The sequence below is a fragment of the Paenibacillus agricola genome (assembly GCF_011440305.1).
Classification (GTDB): domain Bacteria; phylum Bacillota; class Bacilli; order Paenibacillales; family NBRC-103111; genus Paenibacillus_S; species Paenibacillus_S agricola.
Map to the genome: position 1 here is coordinate 110,196 of NZ_JAAOIW010000007.1, position 24,792 is coordinate 134,987.

19 protein-coding genes are annotated in these 24,792 nt (G+C 47.8%); 7 read left to right on the plus strand and 12 right to left on the minus strand.

The window, feature by feature from the left end; translation table 11 throughout:
- Positions 1-23 precede the first annotated feature (23 nt).
- From nirD to G9U52_RS19655, 3 genes are all read right to left on the minus strand, one after another.
- Positions 24-365, minus strand: coding sequence for a nitrite reductase small subunit NirD (nirD, locus tag G9U52_RS19645; protein WP_166152558.1), 342 nt, complete (start codon positions 363-365; stop codon positions 24-26).
- Positions 366-450: 85 nt separating this feature from the next.
- The gene (gene nirB / locus G9U52_RS19650; protein WP_166152349.1) at positions 451-2,871 is read right to left on the minus strand and encodes a nitrite reductase large subunit NirB; all 2,421 of its coding nucleotides are present in this window, start codon (positions 2,869-2,871) and stop codon (positions 451-453) included.
- Between the two features lie 85 nt (positions 2,872-2,956).
- Positions 2,957-4,195 carry a nitrate/nitrite transporter gene (locus G9U52_RS19655; protein WP_166152350.1) on the minus strand — a complete coding sequence of 413 codons (1,239 nt, stop codon included), beginning with the start codon at positions 4,193-4,195 and terminating at the stop codon, positions 2,957-2,959.
- A gap of 479 nt (positions 4,196-4,674) precedes the next feature.
- Between G9U52_RS19655 and G9U52_RS19660 the strand changes: the two genes are divergently transcribed.
- Together G9U52_RS19660 and G9U52_RS19665 are read left to right on the plus strand one after the other, a co-directional pair.
- Complete coding sequence (locus G9U52_RS19660) at positions 4,675-5,322, plus strand: ANTAR domain-containing response regulator (protein WP_243767450.1); 648 nt, start codon at positions 4,675-4,677, stop codon at positions 5,320-5,322.
- Entirely contained in the window at positions 5,319-6,362 is a 1,044-nt protein-coding gene (locus G9U52_RS19665) for an anthranilate phosphoribosyltransferase (protein ID WP_166152351.1), read from the plus strand. The genes G9U52_RS19660 and G9U52_RS19665 overlap by 4 nt, the downstream gene beginning before the upstream one ends.
- A 122-nt stretch (positions 6,363-6,484) precedes the next feature.
- On the opposite strand, the gene G9U52_RS19670 is transcribed toward G9U52_RS19665, so the two are convergent.
- The 9 genes from G9U52_RS19670 to G9U52_RS19705 form a co-directional block, all read right to left on the minus strand.
- The gene (locus G9U52_RS19670; protein ID WP_279538686.1) at positions 6,485-8,671 is read right to left on the minus strand and encodes an ABC transporter ATP-binding protein; all 2,187 of its coding nucleotides are present in this window, start codon (positions 8,669-8,671) and stop codon (positions 6,485-6,487) included.
- Positions 8,672-8,678: 7 nt separating this feature from the next.
- On the minus strand, positions 8,679-10,439 hold the full coding sequence (locus tag G9U52_RS19675) for an ABC transporter ATP-binding protein (protein WP_166152352.1): 1,761 nt from the start codon (positions 10,437-10,439) through the stop codon (positions 8,679-8,681).
- Positions 10,440-10,589: 150 nt separating this feature from the next.
- Positions 10,590-10,712 carry a hypothetical protein gene (locus G9U52_RS40935; RefSeq protein ID WP_279538687.1) on the minus strand — a complete coding sequence of 41 codons (123 nt, stop codon included), beginning with the start codon at positions 10,710-10,712 and terminating at the stop codon, positions 10,590-10,592.
- Positions 10,713-10,817: 105 nt separating this feature from the next.
- Positions 10,818-13,274 (minus strand): ATP-dependent DNA helicase, encoded by a 2,457-nt coding sequence (locus tag G9U52_RS19680; protein ID WP_207953083.1) that lies wholly within the window; start codon positions 13,272-13,274, stop codon positions 10,818-10,820.
- 99 nt (positions 13,275-13,373) lie between these two features.
- Positions 13,374-14,654, minus strand: coding sequence for an NUDIX hydrolase N-terminal domain-containing protein (locus G9U52_RS41410; RefSeq protein WP_311764896.1), 1,281 nt, complete (start codon positions 14,652-14,654; stop codon positions 13,374-13,376).
- A 163-nt stretch (positions 14,655-14,817) separates the two neighbouring features.
- The gene (locus G9U52_RS19690; protein ID WP_166152353.1) at positions 14,818-15,396 is read right to left on the minus strand and encodes a peroxiredoxin; all 579 of its coding nucleotides are present in this window, start codon (positions 15,394-15,396) and stop codon (positions 14,818-14,820) included.
- A 99-nt stretch (positions 15,397-15,495) separates the two neighbouring features.
- Positions 15,496-15,741: a glutaredoxin family protein gene (locus G9U52_RS19695; protein WP_166152354.1), complete on the minus strand. Its 246-nt coding sequence runs from the start codon at positions 15,739-15,741 to the stop codon at positions 15,496-15,498.
- Between the two features lie 200 nt (positions 15,742-15,941).
- Positions 15,942-16,787, minus strand: a complete 846-nt coding sequence (locus tag G9U52_RS19700) for a winged helix-turn-helix domain-containing protein (RefSeq protein ID WP_243767451.1) — start codon at positions 16,785-16,787, stop codon at positions 15,942-15,944.
- On the minus strand, positions 16,757-17,161 hold the full coding sequence (locus G9U52_RS19705) for a Fur family transcriptional regulator (protein ID WP_166152355.1): 405 nt from the start codon (positions 17,159-17,161) through the stop codon (positions 16,757-16,759). The genes G9U52_RS19700 and G9U52_RS19705 overlap by 31 nt, the downstream gene beginning before the upstream one ends.
- A gap of 210 nt (positions 17,162-17,371) precedes the next feature.
- Between G9U52_RS19705 and G9U52_RS19710 the strand changes: the two genes are divergently transcribed.
- The 5 genes from G9U52_RS19710 (at position 17,372) to G9U52_RS19730 (ending at position 24,762) form a co-directional block, all read left to right on the plus strand.
- Positions 17,372-18,355, plus strand: coding sequence for an ABC transporter permease (locus G9U52_RS19710; RefSeq protein ID WP_166152356.1), 984 nt, complete (start codon positions 17,372-17,374; stop codon positions 18,353-18,355).
- A gap of 1 nt (position 18,356) precedes the next feature.
- Positions 18,357-19,229 carry a carbohydrate ABC transporter permease gene (locus G9U52_RS19715; protein WP_166152357.1) on the plus strand — a complete coding sequence of 291 codons (873 nt, stop codon included), beginning with the start codon at positions 18,357-18,359 and terminating at the stop codon, positions 19,227-19,229.
- Between the two features lie 39 nt (positions 19,230-19,268).
- A complete protein-coding gene (locus G9U52_RS19720) occupies positions 19,269-20,789 on the plus strand; it encodes an extracellular solute-binding protein (RefSeq protein WP_166152358.1) in 1,521 nt (506 codons plus the stop codon).
- A gap of 131 nt (positions 20,790-20,920) precedes the next feature.
- A complete protein-coding gene (locus G9U52_RS19725; protein WP_166152359.1) occupies positions 20,921-23,284 on the plus strand; it encodes an AraC family transcriptional regulator in 2,364 nt (787 codons plus the stop codon).
- A complete protein-coding gene (locus G9U52_RS19730; protein WP_166152360.1) occupies positions 23,281-24,762 on the plus strand; it encodes a sulfatase in 1,482 nt (493 codons plus the stop codon). Before G9U52_RS19725 ends, G9U52_RS19730 begins: the two co-directional genes overlap by 4 nt.
- Positions 24,763-24,792: the final 30 nt, after the last annotated feature.

Genomic DNA, 24,792 nt, shown 5'->3' on the forward strand with positions numbered 1-24,792 from the left:
TCACACTCCTGCTTGAATTCTCATTAGCTGGCCAGCTCTTCAGCCTTTGGAAATCCAATAAACACGATTCCATTCTCAATCTTGGTGCTGTAAGTGCGTACACAGCCTGTATCTGGCGCTTGTACTAGTCCTGTGGAAAGGTCGATCTTGCGGTCATGCATCGGGCAAAAGACGTGGTCGTCGCAGACGATCCCTTCCGCCAATACACCCTCTTTATGTGGACACCGATTCTGGATTGCCTTGATCTTGCCGCTGCTTAGTTTGAACAACGCCACTTCCTCGCCCTGGTAACGTATGGTTTTTCCTGTGGCAACAGTAAGCCCGTCGTACGCAACCGCACTTACCCAGGTTACATGGTTATCCATTCCCATTTCCCTCACTCCTTTTGGCATCCTTGTATTCATCACCTTCGATCGATCAATTGATTCACCCTAACCACTTCAGTACACTCTATGTTAATTCGACCACTTCATATAGATCCTTTTGAATCTTTTCACTTTCGATCGCTTGCTTCCAAGGGTCTGATGTGACAGACAGTGCAAGATTCATCCGTTCACATAATTCCTTGCGCATTTCTTCATTCCTAACAACCTGACGTATAGGCTCGATGCCAATACGATTGACCCATTCACTTGTACGCTCTCCATACTTGGCATTTTCGCGGTAATACTGCAGATAGGCTTCAGTGTACTCAATAACCTCTTCCTCCGTCTTGATGGTTACCAGCAAATCACCTGCTCGAACCTTCACACCGCCATTTCCGCCAGCATAAAGCTCCCATCCACCATCAATCGCTACAACACCAAGGTCTTTGATCACAGATTCTGCGCAATTTCTCGGGCAGCCGGAAACCGCCATTTTCACTTTTGCAGGTGTGTTCAGGCGTTCGAATCTTTTTTCCAGCTGAATCCCCATTCCCATCGCATCCGCTGTGCCGAATCGGCAGTAGTCGGAGCCTACGCAGGTTTTGACCGTCCGAAGTGATTTTCCGTAAGCATAACCCGATGGCATATCCAGCTCTGCCCATATACTGGTAAGATCCTCTTTCTTGACTCCGAATAAATCGATCCGTTGCCCACCTGTAAATTTCAATGTAGGTACATTAAATTTCTCCGCCACCTCAGCGATCCGTTTCAATTCAGCTGGGCTGGTCACGCCCCCATATATGCGAGGCACCACAGAATAGGTTCCATCCTTCTGGATATTAGCATGCATCCGTTCATTCACGAAACGCGAGCTTGGGTCATCTTTATACGAAGCAGGCGTTACCATCCCCAAATAATAATTAAGCGCTGGTCGGCACTTGGAGCAGCCTTCCTCATTCTTCCACCCAAGAACATTCATAACCTCGCGTACATGGCTTAAATTTTTGGAGCGAATCGCCTCTACAATTTCCTCCCGGGAATGATCTGTACAGCCGCACATCGTTTCTTTGACAGCCGTTTTATCATAGGAATCGCCCAAGGTATAAGCTAGCAGGTCACTCACAAGCGGCTTACAGCCTCCACAGGAGCGAGATGCCGTCGTACAGTTTTTCACTTCATCTATAGAAGTAAGGCCCTGGTCCCTAATAGCGGAGCAAATCGTCCCTTTCGTCACGCCGTTACAGCCGCAAATAATCGTATCGTCACTCATTTCGCCAATGCCCGCATCGGCTTTATCGGATGAATCCTTTAAGATCGAGGTTTTCTCCATAGTCGCAATATCGGTTCCACTGCGAATCATTTGCATCAACCGAGTGCCGTCTGCTGTATCCCCGAATAATACGGCACCTACAATTTTATTGTCCTTAATCACTACCTTCTTGTAAATCCCGGAAAATTCATCATGTACACGAATCGTTTTGGTGCCTTCGGCTTCCATAAATTTTCCGCCTGAGAACACATCAACCCCAGCTACTTTGAGCTTCGTATATACAAGCGAGCCCTCATACGGTCCTGTTTCCACATCTGCCAAATGTTTGGCCAGCACGGCACCTTGCTCATACAGTGGAGCTACGAGGCCATAGGCGACACCCCGATGCATCGCGCATTCGCCAACCGCATAAATATCGGGCATGCTCGTTTGCAAATAATCGTTGACCACGATGCCAGGATTCAGCTCCAGCCCTGCTTTGCGGGCAATATCGACATTGGGGCGAATCCCAACGGCCATAACGACCAGGTCAGCCTCGGCTACGGTACCATCCTTGAATTTCAAACCCGTTACCCGCTTACCGCCAACAATCTCCGCCGATTGCTTGCCCAGCAGGAAATTCATCCCTTGGGCTTCTAATGATTCCTGCAGCATCTTCGAGGCGGTGCGGTCTAGCTGGCGCTCCATGATCGCATCCACGATATGCACAACATCTACCTGCATGCCTAAGTTAAGGAAGCCCCTTGCAGCTTCAAGCCCCAGAAGCCCGCCGCCAATAACGACGGCTTTCTTATACTTCTTCGCGGCGTCTATCATAATCTCGCAATCGCGAATCGTCCGGTAGGCCATGACACCATCCTTGTCGGCACCCGGCAATGGAAGCATAAACGGGTTAGAGCCTGTTGCTAACAGCAATTTATCATAAGAAACGGTGATGCCTTGGTCACTGGTTATTGTTCGTGCTTCGGTGTCAATATCTGTGATGGTTTGGCCTGTATATAAGGTAATGTTATTGGCTTTGTACCAGTCATAAGGATGGATCACAATATCATCAACAGTGGAATCACCGGCTAATACATAAGATAACAAAATACGATTATAGTTGGGATGCGGTTCGCTGCCGAAAATCGTAATTTCGTATTTATCAGGAGCCAGCTTGAGCAAATGCTCGAGTGTATTCACACCCGCCATACCATTTCCTACTAATACCAGCTTTTGTTTGTTTGTGTTTGTCATGCAAGATCATCCTTCCTTATTTGAACCTGTTCAAGCCTCTATTTAGCAACAAGTTACCTGCAAGCATCCATTAGATAGACATCCATTAAGCTTCAGCTCTTAAACCTTCACCAGAAGCTATTTTCGCTTTTCCACCCTCACCAATCCAAGTGCGTTTCCATTGTGTTTGAACGACGGCTACCAAAATAACGGAGGCGATGGCGATCACGCTTAGAACCATGAAGCCTGATGTGAAGGAGCCTGTGGAAAGCTTCAAATTGCCTAGGATTTTGGGAAGGAAGAACCCACCTAAGCCACCTGCTGCACCCACGATTCCGGTAATAATTCCAATTTCTGCACCAAACCGTTGGGGAATCAACTGGAATACCGAGCCATTCCCTGCCCCTAGGCACATCATCGCTATGAATAACATGATAGTTGTCATGGTAAGGCTTGGTAATGTAGAGATACCTACCATCATCACAGCAACTACCGAATATAGAACCATCAGCATGCGGATGCCACCAATTTTATCAGCAAGCCATCCACCCACCGGACGGAAGAAGCTGCCGCCAATTACACAGATAGTTGTAAAATCCGCCGCTTGTATAGGCGCTAATCCATACTGGGAGTTGAAGAAAATCGTTAGGTAGGTAGACATCCCCACAAAGCCCCCGAAGGTGACGCTGTACAAAATACAGAACAACCACGAATCCTTTTGCTTCAATACATTGCCGTAATCGACCAGTTTCTTGGGCGCAGGCTGGTTAGGGCTATCCTTAGCCATAATGCTGAATACGATAAACGTAATAACAATAGGAATCATCGCTATGCCGAATACCACATGCCAATCTCCGTAATGCTGGGCGAGCCGGTTAGCGAACAAGGTAGCGAAGATCGTGCCGCTATTCCCCGCTCCAGCTATACCCATGGCGAGCCCTTGATGCTGCGGCGGATACCAACGGCTTGCTAGTGGAAGTGCCGCTGCAAAGCTTGCTCCTGCAATCCCCAGCATTAAAGCAACGAAGTAAATTTCCGTCATCGAGGTAGCGAACTGCCAGCCTACAAACAAAGGGACTAAGGTTAAGCCTAATCCGATTTGCCCTGTTAGCTTGGGACCGATTCGATCTGTCATAAAACCTAACACCAACCGCAGAATGGAGCCCCCTAATACAGGAAGAGCGACTAAATTAGCTATTTGGGCGGCATTCAGATTGAAGTCCTTGCTGATAATAACGGCAAGCGGTCCAAGCAATACCCACACCATAAAGCTGATGTCAAAATAAAGAAATGAACTGAATAATGACCCCTTATGCCCGCTTTGCAAAAAACTTTTCGTATCCACCACATTAATTCCCCTCTTCATATCAAATAATGGTTGAATAAAAAGAAGCCGACGAACAGACCGCTACTTAAGCGGAACAGTTAGTCGGCCCCATTGCCGTTGCCAGCCACGCCATCGTGGCTGAACCCCTACATTTCACTTGTTTCACTTGCTGAATCTCTTGCTTATGACTAAATTGCCTAACTTCTTCTAAAAATGAACATAAAAAGCCTATCCGTCTACATCACTGTAAGGATAGGCATCGTTGCCATGAGGTTGACACACCATTGTGTCGGAGATATATTTGATTACTAATACGCTTATTGTAAATGCAAATGAGTTACATGTCAACAAATATAACACGAAATTTTATTAGCATTCAAAAATTTAGTATATCGACAATATCGACGCCTTTATGCTATATTCGTTGTTACATATATTCACACGTTTTGAACAAGTTGCCATAATGTCAATGACATTTCCTTGATGGGGGGAATTGTATGCTACAATCATTTCTAATTATTGATGAGTTTGATAAAGTACGTTCCACATCAAACTTGCCACTGCGCTCTGGCACCAAACCTGGCCTAGCGCTTGCACGAAAAGAGTCTGTGCCTGAACAAATTCTTATGGATATGGGCTTTCGTGTCCAAACCACCTCTTCCGCAAAAGAAATGGGGCTGCTTATTGGTAAAGCCGATGCCGCATTGTTATGTGTAGGTCCTGATCAAGTAGAGGGCTGGCGCAAGCGGGTGCTGGCGGTCCGCAGCTTGCCTGTGCTTTGGTGGTGTGACCAGGATACGTTTCCCAGCAATGAGTGCAAGATGGATCCAGGCATCGATGGCCTCATGGGGCCTAGTATGAGCGCGTTGGAAATCCACTGTACACTGCTGCTAAGCGTTAACCATTATTTTCAGCGCACCGAATGGCAGCAGGAGCGTGAGCAGTTGCTGTCTCGTTTGGAAGAGCGCAAATGGATCGACCAAGCAAAAAGTATTTTAAGTGAGGTCAAAGGAATATCAGAGGCCGAGGCTTATGAATTCCTGCGCAAGCAGGCTATGAATGAACGTAAACGCATGGCTGATGTAGCCACCTCTATCGTCAAGGTATATCAACTTCTGCAAGATAACAAAGGAGGTCATAAATGATGATATCCCTATTAAAAGAAGTGGGCCGCGGCAAACGTGGAGCACGGGATCTCACTTATGAAGAAGCTCTTCGTGCTGCTGAGCTTATAGTGACTGGCTCCGCAACCCAAGCGCAAATCGGTGCTTTTCTGGTCGCAGAACGAATCAAGATGGAATCAACAGATGAGCTTCGCGCTTTTATAGATGCCTTACGCACCAAAAGCCAGCTGTACCCGGTTCAAGGGAGCTTTGATTGTGCAGGTCCATATGACGGCCGTACACGTACATTTGTCGCCACATTGCCTACCGCCTTTGTGCTTACCGCCTGTGGACTGCCTGCAACGCTTCATGGTTCGAAGAACATGCCACCTAAATGGGGCATTACGCTCACGGACATCCTGGAGGCGTTGAAGGTGCCCGCAGCGGAAAGCTCGTATGAGGCCCTTATCGCTGCCGCAGAACGGACCGGCTTTCTGTTCGTGCCGACCGAAACCTGGTGCCCGCCACTCGGCAAGCTGCGCGAGCTGCGCAAGGAGCTAGGGCTGCGCACCGTATTTAACACCGCCGAGAAGCTGCTCCGGTTTTCCAATCCCTCTTATATGGCGATTGGTGTATTCCATGGCACGGTTTTCGAGAAAATTACTAATCTGCTCATTGAGCTTGGCATTAACAACGGGATTGTCGTGCAAGGCATGGAGGGTTCTGAGGATTTAGGCGTAGATAAACGCACCCGCACCTTTATCATCAGGAATGGCGTAAGCGAGCTGTTCATTATTGACCCGGAAATGTTCGAGCTCTTGGTGGAGGTCCCTGTTGTTGAATGGACAGCCGAGCTTCAGGCACAAACGACCCTATCTGTACTAAAAGGCGAAGCTGAGCTTCCTTATCTAAACGCGGTGCTCTTAAACAGCGCTGTCCGTTTGTGGATCGGCGAGAAGGCCGGCTCCATCGAAGAGGGCATTTATCTCGCTCGCCACGCGATTGAGCAGGGCCATGCCCTGAAGAAATACCAGGAATGGGCCGAAGCGCTGGAGACGGCAAAATTGACTACTGCTCCATAGTGGATTACCCAATAGCACCCACATGTCAATAGGAGGAGCCACCCAAGAAAGCTGGTGGCTCTTTTTTGCCGTTAATCCATACTTCAACCTAGGGGGAAATATGGGGTTTTATGGTGGGGTTCCTATAGAGCCGAAACCAGCCCGCCCTGCTGGATGTGGTACATCTGCGCATACTTCCCTTGCAGCCGCATCAGCGACTCATGGTCGCCGCGCTCCACGATTTGCCCGTGGTCCAGGACGAGAATCAAATCGGCGCTTTTGATCGTAGACAACCGATGGGCGATGACGAAGGTCGTACGCCCCTTCTTCACAACCTCAAGCGCGTCCTGAATGACCGCTTCGGTCTCGGTATCGATGTTGGAGGTCGCTTCATCGAGGATCAGGATCGCCGGGTCAAACGCCAGCGCCCGGGCAAACGAGATCAGCTGCCGCTGCCCCGAGGAAAGCGTGCTGCCTTTCTCGATCACAGGCTCGTCGATGCCCCGTGGTAGATGCTTCAGCAGCCGCTCGGCGCCCACCGCATCCAGAGCCGACTGCACCCGCTCCCGCGAAATCGCGGGGTCATTCAAGGATACATTCGATGCCACCGTTCCCGTAAATAAATACGGGTCCTGCAGCACGATGCCCATATGCTCCCGCATGGATTGCCGCGGCAGCTTCTGCACATCCATACCGTCGATCGTAATGCGGCCACGCTCTGCATCATAGAAGCGGAACAGCAGGTTCATAACTGAGCTTTTGCCAGAGCCGGTATGTCCAACGAACGCCACCGTCTGCCCCTGCCTGGCCTCAAAGGAAATGCCTTGCAGCACATATTCGCCTTCTTTGTAGGCGAACCAGACATCTTCAAACCGCACATGCCCCTGGTAGCGGTCCATTCGCGCATCCGCCACGTCGTCTCCCGCCACATCCAACAGCTCAAATACCCGTTCAGCCGAGACGAGCGCTGTTTCCAGGTTCGGCAGCTGGTTGACGATATTGACGATGGGATTGAATAAACGGTTCAGGTAGTCGACAAACGCGTACATCACCCCGAGTGTAATCACGCTCTCCGGTCCGCTCAAGGAGGCCCCGCCAAAATACCAGATTAATGACATAAAAGCGATATTCCGAATGACACCGACCAGATTATGCCCGGTCAAGCCGTTAAGGCTAAGAAGCTTGTTCTGGTACTTAAACAATCGCGAATTGAATACTTCAAATTCGTTGCTGATTGTTTTTTCTTTGCGGAATGCTTTAATGATCGGCATCCCTTGGATCGATTCGTTCACCATCCCGTTAATTTCGCTGACGGCTGAGCGGATAATGCGGTTATACCGTTTGGCAAATTTACCATACACATACACCCACAGCACTAACGCGGGAACGATAAACAAGCAGATCGCCGCTAGCCTTGCGTCTAGCAGAAATAAGGCGGCAAATATTCCACCCATATAAATCATCCCCGTAAAAAAGTTCGCCAGCACTGTCACATACAGCTCACGGATAGCTTCCGTGTCATTGGTCACGCGCGATACAACCTTCCCTGCGGGGAGGTTATCGAAATAACGGATCGGCAGCCGGTTGATCTGGCCGAACACATCATTGCGCATTTTACGGATGATCCGGTTCGCCGAGGCTTGCAGGAAATACCGCTGGCCGTAGGAGAAAACCGAGGATATAACCAAAAGCCCAAAGTAAAGGTAGCATAAGCGGAGCAAGCCGCCAAATTCCGGCTCAAAAAATGCAAGCAGCTCCGTGGGGCTTAGCTTTTGGGCGGGATAGGTGTCCACCACCCCTCCCCTTGCAATCGCTATCTGCCCTGGCTCCACCACGCTCCGGGCACCATCTGCGGTTATCGGCTGGTCGATAAAATAATAGTCCCGGCCCACCTGCAGGACCCGCACCTCAGCCCCGCGGGCTTCACCCTCGCCAAAGCGGTCTTCGCGCTTGTACCGTGCGCCGTCGTAGGGGACAGCAAACGATCCCGTTGCCTCCGTCCCTACCTCATACCAAGGCTTGCCAATGCCGGAAATGTGCACGTCAATGATCCGTTTGGCCACAAATGGCCCGGCGAGATCCGTCCCTACCGCGATGGCAAGCATCAACAGAGCCAGCAGCAGCTGGGTTTTATAGTGGAAGGCATAGGTGACAAGCCGCTTGATCGTTGCTGTTTTGCTGCGTACACCTTGCACCGCTTCTTCCTCGGGATCCCATTCTATTTCTGCCGCTTTGTCCATCGCTTTAACGGCTTTTTTACCGCCGCTCTGCTCCAGCTCCTTGTCTGTACCTCGTTCCTTGTTCCCGTTCCTTTTGTTATCCTTGCTCATTCGTTGCTCACCTACCTTCGCCTTCGGTTGTTTCCGCTTCTATCTGCTGCCGTTCGAATTGCTCTTGGTACCAACCGCCTGCTTGGATCAGCTGTTCATGCGTCCCTTGCTCCCCTATCCGCCCATCATCCAGCACCAGAATCCAATCGGCATGCCGGATCGCAGATAAACGATGTGTCGAAATTATTGTGGTTTGATTCAACCGAGATGTACGAATATTCGCGATGATTTCCGCCTCGGTGCGTGCATCGACTGCTGACATTGCATCATCAAGCATAAGGATCGCCGGGTTCGCAATTAACGCCCGTGCAATCGAGACCCGCTGCTTCTGCCCTCCGGACAAAGCGACCCCCTTCTCTCCAACCAACGTCTCCAGCCCGTCAGGCAAGTGACGCAGGTCTTTGCTGAATGCCGCCGCCGTTAACGCCTGCTCCAGCTGCTCCTCCGAGGCTCCGTTGCCGAACCAAATATTATTTTTAACCGTTTTGGAAAATAAAAAGGGCTCCTGCGGCACATAGCCATACCACGTTTTCAACCGATCCATCTCTATGCGCTCAATCGGGACACCGGAAATCGCTATCGTCCCCTGCCCTAACGGGTATTCCCGCAGCAGCTGCTTGATCAGAGTGGTTTTGCCGCTGCCCGTGCGCCCTGCTATGCCAAGTGTGCTTCCCTGCTCCAGATAAAAGGACACCTGATGTAAATTGTCCCTTGAAGAAGACGGGTAGCGGAACGTAACCTGCTTAAACTCGATTCGGGTGGGCTGCTCTACCGGTGTCGTTGCCGCTTCCGCAGGCTCAGGCACATCCGGCTTATAGGCCAGCGTTTCGTTAACGCGATCCAGAGAGGCATTACCCCGCTGCATCACATTGATCAGCTCGCCAATCGCAAACATGGGCCAAATCAGCATGCCGAGATACACATTAAAAGAGACCAGCCCACCGATCGTTAGTTCGTTATGATAAACCAAATTAGCGCCGTAGCCAATTCCAATCAAGTAGCTTATTCCGACCAAAATTTTAATCGTAGGCTCGAATAAAGCATCAATCCCGGCTACGGCGAGATTTTTTTTCAATACATCGTCGGTAATGCCGGCAAATTGCTTTTCGGAAGCGCGCTCCTGTGTGTACGCACGAATAACCCGTGTCCCCGAAATGGTTTCCAGCACCCCGTCATTCATTTCGCCAAAAGCATGCTGCGCATCCATAAACCGTTGGTGGATCCACTTGCCATAAATACTAACCAGCAGCGCCATAATCGGCAGGGGCAGAATCGAGGCCAAGGTCAGCTTCCAGGAAACAAATACACTCATCGTCACGATCAACGTCAGCATCCATAGTGTCGAATCGATAAATGTCAAAATACCAAAGCCGGCCGTTTGCGCTACCGCCTTCAGGTCATTGGTCGCCCGCGCCATTAAATCCCCTGTGCGGTTCCGCTCATAAAAGGTAGGCGTCATCTTCAAAAAATGGCCCATCAGCCGTGATCTCATCATACGTTCCACCACGAACGACCCACCAAAAAGCTGGTACATCCATAGGTAAGAGATCATATACACACCAAGCGTAATCCCGCCCAGCTGTAGTAAGGTTGTTGTCATACTCGCCCAGGATACATGTCCAAGCTGTATGGCATCTACGGTATTGCCCACTAGCATGGGCGGAATAATGTCCAGCACACCTGCCAGCACAAGCAAGGTAACGGCCACGGTATACCTTTTCCACTCCAGCTTAAAAAACCATCCTAGCTTTTGCATCACTTGAAGCATAGGTCACCCTCCTATCTAGTTGTTATAACAATAAAAGCACACCGCTTGTAGGCGATGTGCTCCATGAATAAAGCCCCTACCACAAGACATGTGATAGGGGCTGTTGGTTTTGTATGGTAGCATTTGTTTAGCAAACCTATCCAGGCATTGCTATCTGCGTACCCTATCAAGCTCCTTATAAGCCAAGGAATCCCTATCATCATTTATGAAATTGTATAGACAACCACGATGGCGCACATGCGGACGGATATTATCGCTATTCATAATCATCATGGGGGCTCCTCCTTCTAGGATACATGGGGTTATAAGCATTTGTATATGAGAGTAAATTAACATGAGATGTTAATTCCTGTCAATCTTTCTGGCTGGAAATATTAACTATAATCGTTCTTTCTTGTAGTGCTTCCATTCCTCCGGCAGCAGGCGTTGGTACTGGGGCTGAAGGTAACGGTCATCGACTAGCACTAGCTTTCCGTGGTCTTGCTCGGAGCGAATTAATCGCCCGCCGGCTTGCAGCACCTTATTCATACCCGGAAACACATAGGCATAGTCATAGCCATTGTAGCCGGAGCTGTTAAAATATTCTTTAATAATATTGCGCTCCAAACCAATCTGCGGGAGCCCTACGCCAACTACAACCACTCCATTCAAACGATCCCCTACCAAATCGATGCCCTCGGAAAAAATCCCGCCCATTACAGCAAATCCGGCAAAAGCCTGTTCCTTATCTGCAGTGAATGCTGCTAGAAAGCTTTCCCTTGCCTCCTCTGTCATATCTGGGTGCTGCAGGATCGTTTGCTTGTATAGATGCGTTTGTGCGCCAGTTTGCGCATGTAGATGCGCATCCCCTGCTTCAAGCATAAAAGCCTCGTACACATCATTCATATAGGCATAGGACGGAAAGAAGAACAAATAATTGCCCGGACTTGTCTCCAGCAGCCGATGAAGCATTTGTACCAGTGGCGCTTTCGTTCGTTCCCTATCATGATAGCGGGTGGATAAGGGCTGAACCACTATCTCCAGCTGCTCACGGTTAAATGGGGACGGAATCGAAATCGTATAATCCTCATCCCCTGCTCCAAGCATGTTCATAAAATAGCTAAAGGGCGTTAAAGTGGCCGAGAAGTAAATATGGGAGCGGTAGCCCTTGCCCATTTGCTGCAGAAGGTATGAAGGATCCAGGCAAAACAGCTTGAGCTGCACCTCGCTTTTCGAGCATTCCGCGTAGGTGACATACCGCTGGTCATAGAGGCTGGCAATTCGCACAAAGCTTTGGGCGGCAAAATAGATCTCCAGCAGCATCGGATTAGCTGTTAAAGCGCCGCGGTCTTGCCCCTGCGCCAACAACGCTTTTTCCGCTTGTACAATAAACGCCTCAACCTCTTCGAGCAGCTCTTTAGGCAGCTCCCGGTCGATACGGACCGGTTCCTCACTTTGCTTGCGTAATGCAATGAACTGGGCATTTACGGCCTTCGCCGCTTTGCTAACGTCAATATTAACTACTTTATATACTCGTTGCACCTCCAAGAAGGCAGATTTATGCAATGTCGCCGAGAACATCTCCCTGGCTCGATCGACCAAATTATGCGCCTCATCGACCAATAAAACGGTCTGCTTCTTGTGCTCCGCAAGCAGCCGCTTCAAAGCAATGCGCGGATCGAATACGTAATTGTAATCGCCTATAATGACATCCGCGGCATAAGCGGCATCCAGTGACATCTCGAATGGGCATACCCGATGCTTGCGTGCATACTGCTCAATGACCGGCCGTGTCATCAGCGTTTCATTGGCCAAGAGGTCGAGCAGCGCCCCGTTAATCCGGTCATAATAGCCATCGGCAAATTCACAATGCTCCTTCGTACAGCGCACCTCGTCTTGGAAGCATATTTTGTCCTTGGCGGTTAGCGTCACTGTATGGATATGAAGCCCTGACGCCTGCATGAGCGCGAAAGCATCCTCAGCAGCCGTTCGTGTAATCGTCCTGGCGGTCAGGTAAAAAATACGCTGCAGCAGCCCTTTACCCATCGCCTTCAGCGACGGAAAAATCGTCGAAATCGTCTTGCCTATGCCCGTAGGCGCTTTGGCGAACAGCTTGCCGCCGGCTTCGATCGATTGGTACACGGCTCCCGCCAGCTTCCGCTGCCCCTCCCGGTACGCTTCGAACGGAAAATCCAGCTGCTGGATACTGCTGTCCCGCTTATTCGTATGACGTTGCAGCATCTCTGCGTATGGCGCATACTTGCTGACAACGTCCATCACAAAATGCTCCAGCTCCTGCCGTGTAACCTCCTGCACAAACCGCTGCTGCTGCTCGGTGTCCACCTGGACATAGGTCAGCTGGACACGCATCCGTTCGACGCCATTCGCTTTGGCGTACATATAGGCGTAGCATTTGGCCTGTGCCCAATGTACAGGGTACATCTGCTCCGTGATTAAATCGACCGCCATCCCGGTCGATTTAATCTCATCAATCGTGAAAAGACCGGAAGCGGCGCCCACATGAGTGGCGCCCTCCAAGTGCTCCATACGCGTCGTGTAGTTTGCCTTCGCATCCCCCTCGGTCTCCGTATGCTGGCTTGGAGCCAACAGCCCATCGCAGCGCCCATCAATGACAAACAGGAGATCGCCTATAGCGATCTCCGTGCTCAGGTACACTTCCTTCAAGTCATGCTCCTGGTATAGCTTTTGTATTTTTTGATGGGCTTTTGTGCCCTCGGTTAGCGAGCTGGTTGTCCGAAATCTGGAATCAATACTCCCAGCGCGGAACACATATTCGACCAAGGCTCTTACTGCTATTTGTATTCGTTCAGGTATATTTTGTACAGACTCTGGCATATAATCACCCATTCATTGAGAAGGAAAGGTTACTATTCCGATTATACATACGCCTTTATTATAGCACACATATGTTCGTATATCATCCATGGCTCATTGTTAATCCATGATGACTGTTTTATTCGGATCTCTCAAGAAGGCAAACATCGTTTTAATTTGGCTTTCTGTATTCCGTTCAGTAGATAATTCCGGCAATTGATGCTCCGCGAAAAATCGAACCTCGCTCGTTTCCACCCCACCAACAGCTTGCCCCCCAACAATTCGGCAATGTATAAACATTTTATAAACATGGTAAGGCTCTGGTGGATGGTTATGGAACTTTTTGTCCAACACGGCGAGCAGCCTCACGGGCACTACGTCAAATCCCGCTTCTTCTTGAATCTCTTTCACGGCTACCTCGGATGCTGAATAACCGATATCAGCCCAGCCTCCAGGGAGCGCCCAGGCACCATCACTTTTTTCCCTGACTAACAAGATCGTATCGCCTTCAAATACAACACCACGCACATCTACCTTGGGAGTAGCATATCCCGTTTCATTGGCAAAGCTTAATTGGATCTGATCCGTCCCGGCCAATGTATAGTTATCAAGAATATCCACGCTGATCTGCCTTAGCGCTTCATAGCGCTCTAGGTCGAATACATCCTTGGCATACGTTAATCCGATTTGGGCAATCGATTGAATTTGCTTGGCCCAGTCCAGCCATTTGATGGATCCATTCGCCTCATTTAGCCGTGGGTTGCCCAGCAGCTCTAGAAACTGCCCTACTTTAGTGAAAATAAGGTCGGGCTCTACTTCAAAATGAATACTTTGATAAGTAGACAGCCACTGCACGCCGTAAGTCCGCAACCCCGCTGCCTTCCCCGCCTTAATATCCGCATGGCTATCGCCCACAAAAACAGCTTCATCCTTGGAAACACCTAGAAACGCTAACGCGATCCCGATCCCCTCAGGGTCTGGCTTCGCTTTTTGCACATCGTCTCCAGTAATAACAATATCAAAAAAATGCGCCATCTTCAGCGACTTTGCGGATATGTCAAAGGCTTTTCGGCTTTTGCCCGTGATCACCCCCATTGGGATCCGGTTGGATTGTAAATAGTGTAGCAGCTTATATATGTCATCCGAGCCATGTACTTGTGTCGTATGGTCGGTTTGATAGATTTCGTAATAGTCAGCGATTGCTTGTGGAATGCTTTGCTTGTTTGCAAGGTTCTCCGCAATAATGCCGTCCTCTGTAGGGCCAAACATCGCGATTAATTGTTCGGTGGATACCTCGCGGTTATCATATTTCTTAAAAATACGTTTAAATGCATAAAAAGACAGCTCCAATGTATCCGCCAGAGTCCCGTCAAAATCGAACAATACCGCCTTAATAGCCACATGCCCACTCCCTTAAAAAGGTAATTTTTTTTCATTATACACTTTTTTCAGCAGTTAGATCTAATCAAAAATAGAAAAGCGGTACCCTGCTCTAAGGAGCAAAAGTACCGCTATTTAAGGGCTATTGTGACTGGGGATAAGCTAAAGCTAGAAGTCTTTTAGGTCAGCCTAGCAGCTTTTCGCCGGGCTTCCAATTCGCCGGGCATAAGCCTCCGGCTTGAAGAGCTTGCAGAATACGCAAGGTTTCTTCAACGCTACGACCAACATTCATATCAGTGACGACCTGGTAGCGCAAAATGCCATCAGGATCAATGATAAACAATCCTCGGTGCGCGGCACCCGATGCTTCGTCAAGAATACCGTAGGCACTTGCCACTTCCTTCGTAAAGTCGGAAGCGATCGGGTACTGGATGCTGCCGATACCGCTTTGGTCGCGTGGCGTTTGGATCCAAGCTCGGTGCGTATATACACTATCGACGGAAGCACCGACGATTTCGCAATCCAGCTCGCGGAATGCCTCGGCATGGTCGCTGAAAGCAATGATTTCAGTTGGGCACACGTAGGTGAAATCGTACGGCCAGAAGAAGAACAGCAGCCACTTCCCTGCGTAGTCCTCTAAAGCTACGTTTTCCTCCAAGGTTTCCATATTTTTCGTTGATGGCAGGTTAAAGGAGGGTGCCTTTACCCCTATTTTTGCCTGAGTAACGGTTGGTGTTGGGTAAGCTTGCGTTTGTAATGTCATTTGTGTGTTCCTCCTATTTAAGTATGATAGATTCAAGTATGACGAAATTTTTTCGTGTATCTGGAAATTACGCTCAATCAAGGCAATGGACCTGGCAACTTATAGTGTAGCTAACGCTTTTTTCAGCTTGGTGGGGTTATTGCCCAGAATGCGGTGCTCACCAATCACGGTTACAGGAATCGAGCTCATTCCCATGCTTTGCAGCTCTTCGGCGTATTGGTCGTTATTTTCGACATTGCGCTCTTCAAAGGCGATGTTCTCTTCGTTTAAATATTTTTTTAACTGTGTGCAATACGGGCAGTGGTTACCGGTGTAGACGATAACATTAGCTGTAGCTGTGGACATATCAATCACTCCTTTGTGGATTTGTTTTACATTCGCCTTTTTTACATTCGTCTATTAAATTTAGACTAAGTATAAAACTTGCTAAAAAAAGAATACCATCCCCAGCCATTAGCTGCATGAAGGTACAATGAAGGAATCATGAAGGTTTCATGAAGAGGTGGTTACAGGCCGCAATCGGTCAGAATGCCCGAAGACCAGCTTCAATCAGCCAGCCTATAGCCTACTCCCCGGACGGTTACGATGTAGCGCGGCTGCTTCGGATCGTCGCCTAGCTTGTGACGCAGGCTTTTGATATGGGCATCCACGGTGTTGCTGCCGCCAAAATATTGCTCGCCCCACACGAGGTCCATCATCGCTTGCCGCGAAAGGACGCCCCCGTCAGCGCCCAGCAGCACCTTCAGCAAGTCGTATTCTGTTTTGGTCAGATCGATGCGCACGCCTGCTTGAGAAACCGTCATGCGCCGCGCATCCATGACGATATCTTTATGCAGCAATTGGTCGCTGCCCCCAAGTAAAGGACGGCTGCTCGGAGCCTCGAACGATTCGATCCGGTCGACCAGCGCTTCGATCGGGGAGGGCCACACGATAAAATCGCCGCTTGCCCAATCCGAGCCCACGCCTTCACTAACAAGTGAAAGCGTGGGTATCCCGCGTGAACGCAAGCGCTGCACCTCTTCGTTCACTTGGCCATCCTTGCTGCTGCGGCTCTCTCTGGTTTGGTCAATTAGCAGCAGATCGCCTTGGAGCAGGCTTAACGCCGAGTCATTGGCATGGTGAAATAACAACACATCATAGCAGCGGGTCGTAAGCTCCGCCACTAAGGATTGCAGCGAAGCAGGCCATGGGCTAATAATCATGATCCTCTGGGTAGTGGAGCAAAATGCACCCTCTTCTAGAAAATCAGTAGCCATTACACCCTCTGCCAGCTCTATACCATCTATGTCATTCATCGCTGCCCCATCTAATCCGCTAACAGCCTCTGCCCTAGCCACAAGCGGCGCAGTCGGCTGGGTGGTCAATGAGTTGGATTCTGTGAATTTCTGCATCCTGCACACACTCCTTTAAATAAATATTGCTGATCTTGGATGATATATCCGGTTTCTTTCGCTACAGAGCTCAGCCACTCCGGCGGTGCCTCGGTGAACACCTCATCTACCCTGCCACAGGCTACGCAGACAATATGCTGGTGGTCTTCCGTACGCGCGTCATAGCGGTTGGAGTCGCCTTCGAGCTTCAGCTCGCGGATCATGCCCTCGTCCGTCAAGTAGCGGAGCGAATTGTAGACCGTTGCATAGGCGAATTGACAGCCGCGGTCCTTTAGCCGCTCAATGATATCAGCAGCAGTCGGATGGTCGGTCGCCTCGGAGACGATATCAAAAATGGTTTTACGTTGTATCGTAAGCTGTCCTTTGCGTATCATGGCGATCCCTCTTTATTTTATATTTAGATTAAGTCTAAATCTAAATGAGTGAGAAGTCAATGCTCCTCATGCCAAAAAAGCCTCTTCAGATAAAAAGTATATGTGGATAAAAAGTGCAAGAGTGGATCAAACAGCAGGGAAAAATGTGTTATTGTCGGCAAGAAGATATTCCCTCTATGATAGGGCTATTGAACACATGGGAGGTACATCATGAATGTTAACCAAACAGAAAAAGCAGTCCTGTCGGGGGGGAGGACGATTTCAAACCGTTCTAAATGGAAGGATAAGAAAGGTAACTTGCTCTATATACTAAAGCGTGATAAATACTTATACTTGCTCGCTGTTCCCGGAATTTTATTTTTCCTCATATTTAAATATATTCCTTTATGGGGAATCAGTATTGCTTTTCAGGATTATTCGCCCTATCAAGGAATATGGGGTAGCCCTTGGGTAGGCTTTGAAAATTTTAAACGTTTTTTTTCAAATCCTGATTTCTTTCACCTTTTCCGAAATACGATTGCGATCAGTTTAATGAATCTTTTTTTCTATTTTCCGCTTCCTATTCTGTTATCTATTTTATTAACGGAGCTAAAGAATGAATTTTTCAAGAAAACCATCCAGACCATTATCTACATGCCGCATTTCTTATCGTGGGTCATTATTGCAGGCATCACTTTTCTGCTACTTTCCCAATCTGAGGGCGTTGTGAACAAAATGTTGGTTGCTGCGGGACTCGATAAGATCGATTTCTTGACCAACCCTAAGCTGTTCTGGCCTATTCTTACCTTGCAGACGATTTGGAAGGATGCGGGATGGGGAACGATTTTGTTTCTTGCAGCCATTGCAGGAATTGATCCTGCGTTATATGAAGCAGCGAAGATGGATGGTGCAGGCCGGTTCCGACAAATTTGGCATATTACACTCCCCTCCATCCGAAATGTTATCGTTATTTTGTTGATTCTGAGGATTGGGCACATGATGGATGTAGGCTTTGAACAGGTGCTGCTTATGGCCAATAGCGCTGTTTCCGATGTGGCTGATGTTTTTGATACCTATGTATTCCGCGTGGGCATCCAACAGGGTGAATTTAGCTACAGCACAGCAATTGGGATATTCAAATCCGTTGTCGGTTTGATTCTGGTTGTCATTGCCAACAAGTTCGCTAAGAAATTGGGCGAGGAGGGTGTCTATTAGCATGAAATCAACAATGGAGGATCGTACATTTATAACGGCAAATATCGGATTTCTTATGGCTATAGGCTTGGTAACACTGTTCCCGCTCTATTATGTATTTACGGTTTCGTTTACCCATCCAGAGGAATTTATAAGCAAAGGCTTTGTGCTTTTTCCTGAGTCATGGAGTCTATTATCCTATCGTTATATTTTTTCCACAAAAGCATTTATTAACGCAATCGGAGTCAGCAGCTTCTTGGCACTGGCAGGCACCTTGGTATCGTTATTGGTAACCTCCAGCTTTGCCTATACCTTGTCACGCAAACGATTAAAGGGTAGGAAAGTATTGATGCTGCTTGTATTATTAACGACGTTATTCCAGGCTGGAATTATTCCTGATTATTTGCTAATCAAACAGTTGGGTCTTATGAATAGCTTGTGGGCGTTGATTATACCTGTAATGTCCAGCGGTTGGTATATTTTATTGATGAAAGGCTTCTACGATAGCATTCCCGATGCTCTACAGGAAGCTGCGACGATTGACGGTTGTAATGAAATCGGGGTATGGATCCGAATCATTCTCCCGCTCTCCATTCCTTCCATGGTCGCGTTCGGTCTATTCTTTGGAGTTGGCTATTGGAACACCTTTTTTAATGCCATGCTGTACATTAACGACCATACGAAATGGCCGCTGCAAATGCTGCTGCGTAACATGATTGTTGATTCTTCGACCTCAATGGGAGGATCTATGGCATTAGGTAATGACTTGCAGCTGCCCTCAGAGACGATTAAGATGGCTGCTGTAGTTGTGGCGACTGTGCCCATTCTGATGGTATACCCATTCCTGCAAAAGCATTTTGCCAAGGGAGCTATGATTGGCTCTGTCAAAGAATGAAATTATATAAAAAACGAGGATAAGGGAGATCATTGACTAATGACGAAAAAAAGCAATGTGATTATGTTTACATGCATGATAGGTATGGCAGGTGTGCTTGGTGCTTGCAGCAAGAGTGGGACTGAGGTCCATACATCTCCCAGTGGGGACAATACGACGCCGGTGGAAATCAGTATCATGTCCGATTTTTATAGTCCCGAGCCACCTAACGACCAAGATCCGATTCGCCAAGAAATCGAGAAAAAAACCAACACTAAGCTGAATATCACGTGGGTTTCCCCCAACAATTATGGAGATAAAACGAATGTAACGCTGGCATCAGGTGATCTGCCAGAGCTGATGTTAATCCGTGAGCCCTTCCAGCCCCAAATAAGGAAAATGGCCGACCAAGGAGCTTTTTGGGATTTAACACCCTATCTGAAAGACTACAAGAACTTTAGTGCTTTCCCTGCAGAAAGCTGGACCAATACAAGTATTAATGGCAAAAATTACGGTATTCCATTCGCTCGTCCGCTTTTTGGCACGGAAGGAATGCCCATTCTGCGAAAGGATTGGCTCGACCAATTAGGGCTACAGCCTCCCAAAAACCTGGATGAAATGTACGCCGTTATGAAGGCCTTTACTGAAAACGACCCTGACGGAAATGGGAAAAAGGACACCATCGGATTAACGGCTACCGTAGCTACGAATAATATGGGCAGCCTTTCATGGGTTGAAAATGTTTTAAATGGAAGCTATGGCAAGTGGAAAGAAAAAGAAGGACAGCTTATGGACACGACCTTCGAAAAAGGGACAAGGGATGCCTTGTTGTGGCTGACCAAAGCCTATAAAGAGGGTTTGTTAGCTTCCGATTTCCCAACCTTAAAGAACTCCCAAGTGAGGGAAAGCATGACGACTAATAAAGCGGGCATCTTTACCGATGCAATTAAGCCCACCTGGCTGCTTACCGGGCAGATGCGTTCCGCTAACCCAAAAGCCGATTTGTTGGCGCTCTCCTATTTGGAAGGTCCTTATGGCAAGTTTGCACCGAAGGGCAGCGGGGCTTTTGGCTTCTGGGTGATCCCGAAATCAGTGAAGGAAGATAAGTTAAAGAAGATTCTTGCGTTCATGGATTACGGAGCTTCTCTCGAAGGAAGCGTTATGGCCAATTATGGGTTCAAGGGCGAGCATTATAATGAGCAAGACGGTATGTATTTATTCACGGAGAAGGCAAAGGAATATACGGGCGTTATTTTCCCTATTTTTCAAAGTCTCGACAAATATGCGTTTGCCTACCAAACCGGAATTCCAGCTGATTTCCTGAAACGGAATATGTCCATTATTGACGAGCTTGCCAAGGTTGCAATAGGGGATCGTACCGTAGGCTTAACGTCTGAAACCTATAATAAAGTAGGGCTTGACTACGATAAGAGAACGCAAGATTTAAAAGTAAAGGTCATATTCGGACGAGAGCCTATCGAAGCGTGGGATGCCTATACGGCGGGATTAAAAGCAGATGCTCAATATCAAAAAATCAGTAATGAATTCAATGACGACTACAAAAAAAGGCAAACAAAATAACGTGTAACTGTTCAACGTAGTGAGGCCGATTGATTTCCTATGGACATGGTGACTTCCAATGAAGGGTGATAAAATGGCAGTAAGACAAGCTTTCGGCCCATCCGATTACAGAAAGGAAGCAGGGTGCTACATTGAGAAACTGGACGGCCTCATTTCGTGCGATTAGTAAATATTCCATGGTTCAAAAACGTTTTTATCGAAAAAGTCTCATCATTATCGTATTAGCTATTTGTTTCCCAACCTTCATTGTGGGGAGCGGGGTTAAATGGATTGGAACCAAGCAACTGGAAAACAGCGTCCTGTTTGCTCGTGACCATCAGGTTGCACAGTCCGCACAACGTGTTGACGATTACTTATCTTATTTGGAAAAGGCAGCCACGCAGTGGGCCTTCAATCCTGAATTCGGTGTTAAATTAAAAAGCTTGGAAACGAGCTATGATTACGAATTTATCCGCAGTGTCTACACCAACTTGTTGCTTTTAAAGGAATCTAATCCGTTAATTGCCGATGTCTATATCTATCTGGATCGACCCGGTATTGTGCTATCCGATAGTAATGGGACAATCACATTACATGAGCAGGACCAGACGAGGTTTCATGAATTATTGAGTAATCGGCAATCCGCATTCTGGTCGCCATCCTATTCAACCATCAATAAGTCATCAGGTAAAGCTATGCTGACACTTGCCTATCAGCTTCCTGCGGAAAGCGCTGAACCCTTCGGTGTGCTTCTTGTGTATTTGAAATCCAATCAGGTTTCCCAAATGTTGAATGGTTTAAACTTGGACGAGAATGGAGCGACCTTCTTATTCAACGAAGCTGGTGAGCATATAGGCAGCTCCAATGAGACACCAAAGTCCAGCCAACAGCAGCAAGATTTGGCCCATCTGGTTAAGAGCCGCGGAGAGGCAAAGGGGTCGTTTATCTACGAATATGTTGGAGCTACTTACTCGGTATCTTTTACCTCATTCAAACGATTGGGCCAGCAGTGGACCTATGTTACGATGGATTCTTTAGATAAATTAAATTCTCCTGTAATTGCTGCATCTCATTTCGTTTATTTGATCGGTCTGGCAGGGCTGTTGTTTGGTATCATAACGGCAATTATCGTTTCTCGGAAGCTATATCAACCGATCCTTGTCCTGATGAAAATGTTTAAAACGAATGCTAACACCAGCAAGGAAACAGCGGATGAAATTGAATTTATATCCGAGCAATGGAGGCGACTAAACATTGAAAGCCGGACGCTGGAGCAGCGACTTCAGATGCAGCTTCCCACTATGAAGGAAGGTTTCTTAATCCAGCTGCTGCAAGGCCATTTTCGTGCGTCTGACAATTCGGAGCTCGAAGAAAGAATGCAATTGTTTGGTTGGGAAACGGATGACATGGGTTTTGCCGTTCTAGGTATTCAGCTTCATGGATCAACTCGCTCCAAAGGAAGATTTCAAAAGGGAGATCAAGAGCTCATCTCGTTCGCATCGGTTAACATTACGGAAGAGATATTAAAGGACAGCTTTTTGAATGGGGAAATTATTAATTTCCACGATCTTACGATAAGTGTTCTTTTAAGCTGCCCGCAATATTACCAGGCTGATGAAAGAAGGGACGAAATTTACCGTCTTGCCGATCAATTGGCCGGCATGATTCACCGTTTCATACAAATGGATGTTACCGTCTGTATAAGTAAGCTCGTTTCTTCGGTGGTCGAAATACCCCAAGCATGGGAAGAAGTAAGCCGAATCGTGCGTTACCGCGATTTGAACGAATCCAAGCAAGTAATTAACGCGGAGGACTATCTGTCTCAAGGGAAAGACTCGATCCGGTACCCTTTTGCAGCCGAATCCGATATCTTGCAAGCTATTCATAACGTTAATGAAGAGGAATCCAAGTCCGCATTGCGTAAGTTCTGCAGCGAGTTGAAGGCCAATACTACCAAGGAATATTTATTTCAACAAGGCATGCTTCAATTATATGGGAATCTGCAATTCGGTTTTCTCAAAGCTGGCTACAATCCATTTGAAACTGCCTCATTTAATGTTCAAGAGGAGTTAGCCCAATTAACCGATTCCGCAGAAATCACCAGCTTTTTCTACCAACGAGTTATTCATCCGTATATCCAGAAAATGAAGCAGGACTCTGAAAAACAAGATTTGCGATTGAAGCGGGCAATTGAACGTATTGTTGAGACCATTCACGATAAATATGATTCCGATCTTTCACTGGATTTATTTGCCGATGAGCATAATTTAACTTCACTTACGCTTAGTAAAGCGTTTAAGAAGACGATGGGCATTAATTTTATCATTTACTTAACTGACGTTCGTATTCGAAAATCCAAGGAACTGCTATTGGAAACCGATTATAAGATTAACGATATTGCCGAAATGGTCGGGTATCAGCCCACCTATTTCAACCGTATTTTCAAAAAAAATGAAGGCATAACACCAAGTCAATACCGTGAATCCACATTAATTTCGGGAGTTGGGAAAATATGAAAGCCGTAATGGTCATGTTCGATTCTTTAAATAAGCACATGCTTCCTCCCTATGGATGCGATTGGATACAGGCACCCAATTTCCAAAGGCTGGCGGATCGCTCTGTCACCTTCGATAACTGCTACGCAGGAAGTCTGCCTTGTATGCCCGCGCGTAGGGATTTGCAGACGGGCAGGCTTAATTTTTTGCATAGAAGCTGGGGACCGTTGGAGCCATTCGATGATTCTATGGTCGCTTTGCTAACCAAGCAAGGGGTATATACACACCTGAGCACTGACCATACCCATTACTTTGAGGATGGGGGTGCTACGTACCACACTCGCTACAATTCATGGGAATTTGCCAGAGGCCAAGAGGGGGACCCTTGGAAGGGCAACGTGAAGGAGCCTGATATTCCAGAATCCTTAAGCGGTCCGAAGCTTGGTGATTTATGGAGACAGGACTGGGTAAACCGTGAATATTTGGATACGGAGGACAAGCAGCCTTTAGCTGTCACAATGAAACGGGGGATTGAGTTTATCGAGCGTAATCTGGAGCAGGATCGCTGGTTTCTGCAAATCGAAGCGTTCGATCCACATGAACCCTTTTTCACACAACAAAAGTATAAGGACATGTACCCTCACCATTATGAAGGCAAGCATTTCGACTGGCCCGATTATGGGAAGGTCCAGCAGCAGCCTGAGGAGGTACAGCATGTTATTTACGAATATGCTGCACTAATTAGCATGTGTGATGAATATCTAGGCAAAATTATGGATGTATTTGACCGCCATGATCTATGGAAGGATACGATGCTGATTGTCAATACGGATCATGGATTCCTGCTCGGTGAGCATGAGTGGTGGGGAAAGAACATCCAACCGTTTTACAACGAAATTGTCAATATTCCACTGTTTGTTTGGGATCCACGGTCTGGGGCAGCAAACGTGCGTTCCGATGCTTTGGTGCAAATGATCGATATGGCTCCAACACTTTTGGATTTTTTCGAAGTGGAAATCCCACCGGATATGCAGGGGAAGCCATTGATGTCCTTATTGGAATCTGGCGCTACGCTTCGCGAAGCGGTTCTTTTTGGGGTGCATGGAGGGCATGTCAACTGCACGGATGGACGTTACGTTTATATGCGGGCACCTAAGGATAGCAGCAATGAACCGTTGTATGAGTATACCCTGATGCCGATGCATATGCACCAAATGTTCAATCCAAAGGAGTTCAAAGGCATGGAGCTAGCCGGCCCATTCTCTTTTACAAAGCAAGCTCAGGTTATGAAAATCAAGGGAAAAACTAATCCTAACAAGTATAGATATGAGAGCTTATTATTCGACCTCCAGCAAGATCCGAAGCAGGAAAATAGGCTGGAGGATCCAAAAATAGAAGCGCTAATGATCCGTTACATGGTGCAAATCATGCAGGCTCATGATGCTCCACCGGAACAATTCGAACGGCTGGGAATTCCATGCACTGGACACCTGGTTTAGAACACAGGCAAAAGAACCGGAGGGCATCTG

Excerpts from the sequence above, each read along its gene's own strand:
- G9U52_RS19670 (WP_279538686.1), bottom strand. The coding sequence starts at position 8,671 with ATGAGCAAGGATAACAAAAGGAACGGGAACAAGGAACGAGGTACAGAC.
- nirB (WP_166152349.1), bottom strand. The coding sequence starts at position 2,871 with ATGACAAACACAAACAAACAAAAGCTGGTATTAGTAGGAAATGGTATG.
- G9U52_RS19715 (WP_166152357.1), top strand. The coding sequence starts at position 18,357 with ATGAAATCAACAATGGAGGATCGTACATTTATAACGGCAAATATCGGA.
- G9U52_RS19730 (WP_166152360.1), top strand. The coding sequence starts at position 23,281 with ATGAAAGCCGTAATGGTCATGTTCGATTCTTTAAATAAGCACATGCTT.
- G9U52_RS19720 (WP_166152358.1), top strand. The coding sequence starts at position 19,269 with ATGACGAAAAAAAGCAATGTGATTATGTTTACATGCATGATAGGTATG.
- G9U52_RS40935 (WP_279538687.1), bottom strand. The coding sequence starts at position 10,712 with ATGATGATTATGAATAGCGATAATATCCGTCCGCATGTGCGCCATCGT.
- G9U52_RS19660 (WP_243767450.1), top strand. The coding sequence starts at position 4,675 with ATGCTACAATCATTTCTAATTATTGATGAGTTTGATAAAGTACGTTCC.
- G9U52_RS19680 (WP_207953083.1), bottom strand. The coding sequence starts at position 13,274 with ATGCCAGAGTCTGTACAAAATATACCTGAACGAATACAAATAGCAGTA.
- G9U52_RS19695 (WP_166152354.1), bottom strand. The coding sequence starts at position 15,741 with ATGTCCACAGCTACAGCTAATGTTATCGTCTACACCGGTAACCACTGC.
- G9U52_RS19675 (WP_166152352.1), bottom strand. The coding sequence starts at position 10,439 with ATGCTTCAAGTGATGCAAAAGCTAGGATGGTTTTTTAAGCTGGAGTGG.
- G9U52_RS19705 (WP_166152355.1), bottom strand. The coding sequence starts at position 17,161 with ATGATACGCAAAGGACAGCTTACGATACAACGTAAAACCATTTTTGAT.
- G9U52_RS19665 (WP_166152351.1), top strand. The coding sequence starts at position 5,319 with ATGATGATATCCCTATTAAAAGAAGTGGGCCGCGGCAAACGTGGAGCA.
- nirD (WP_166152558.1), bottom strand. The coding sequence starts at position 365 with ATGGATAACCATGTAACCTGGGTAAGTGCGGTTGCGTACGACGGGCTT.
- G9U52_RS19710 (WP_166152356.1), top strand. The coding sequence starts at position 17,372 with ATGAATGTTAACCAAACAGAAAAAGCAGTCCTGTCGGGGGGGAGGACG.
- G9U52_RS19700 (WP_243767451.1), bottom strand. The coding sequence starts at position 16,787 with ATGCAGAAATTCACAGAATCCAACTCATTGACCACCCAGCCGACTGCG.
- G9U52_RS19690 (WP_166152353.1), bottom strand. The coding sequence starts at position 15,396 with ATGACATTACAAACGCAAGCTTACCCAACACCAACCGTTACTCAGGCA.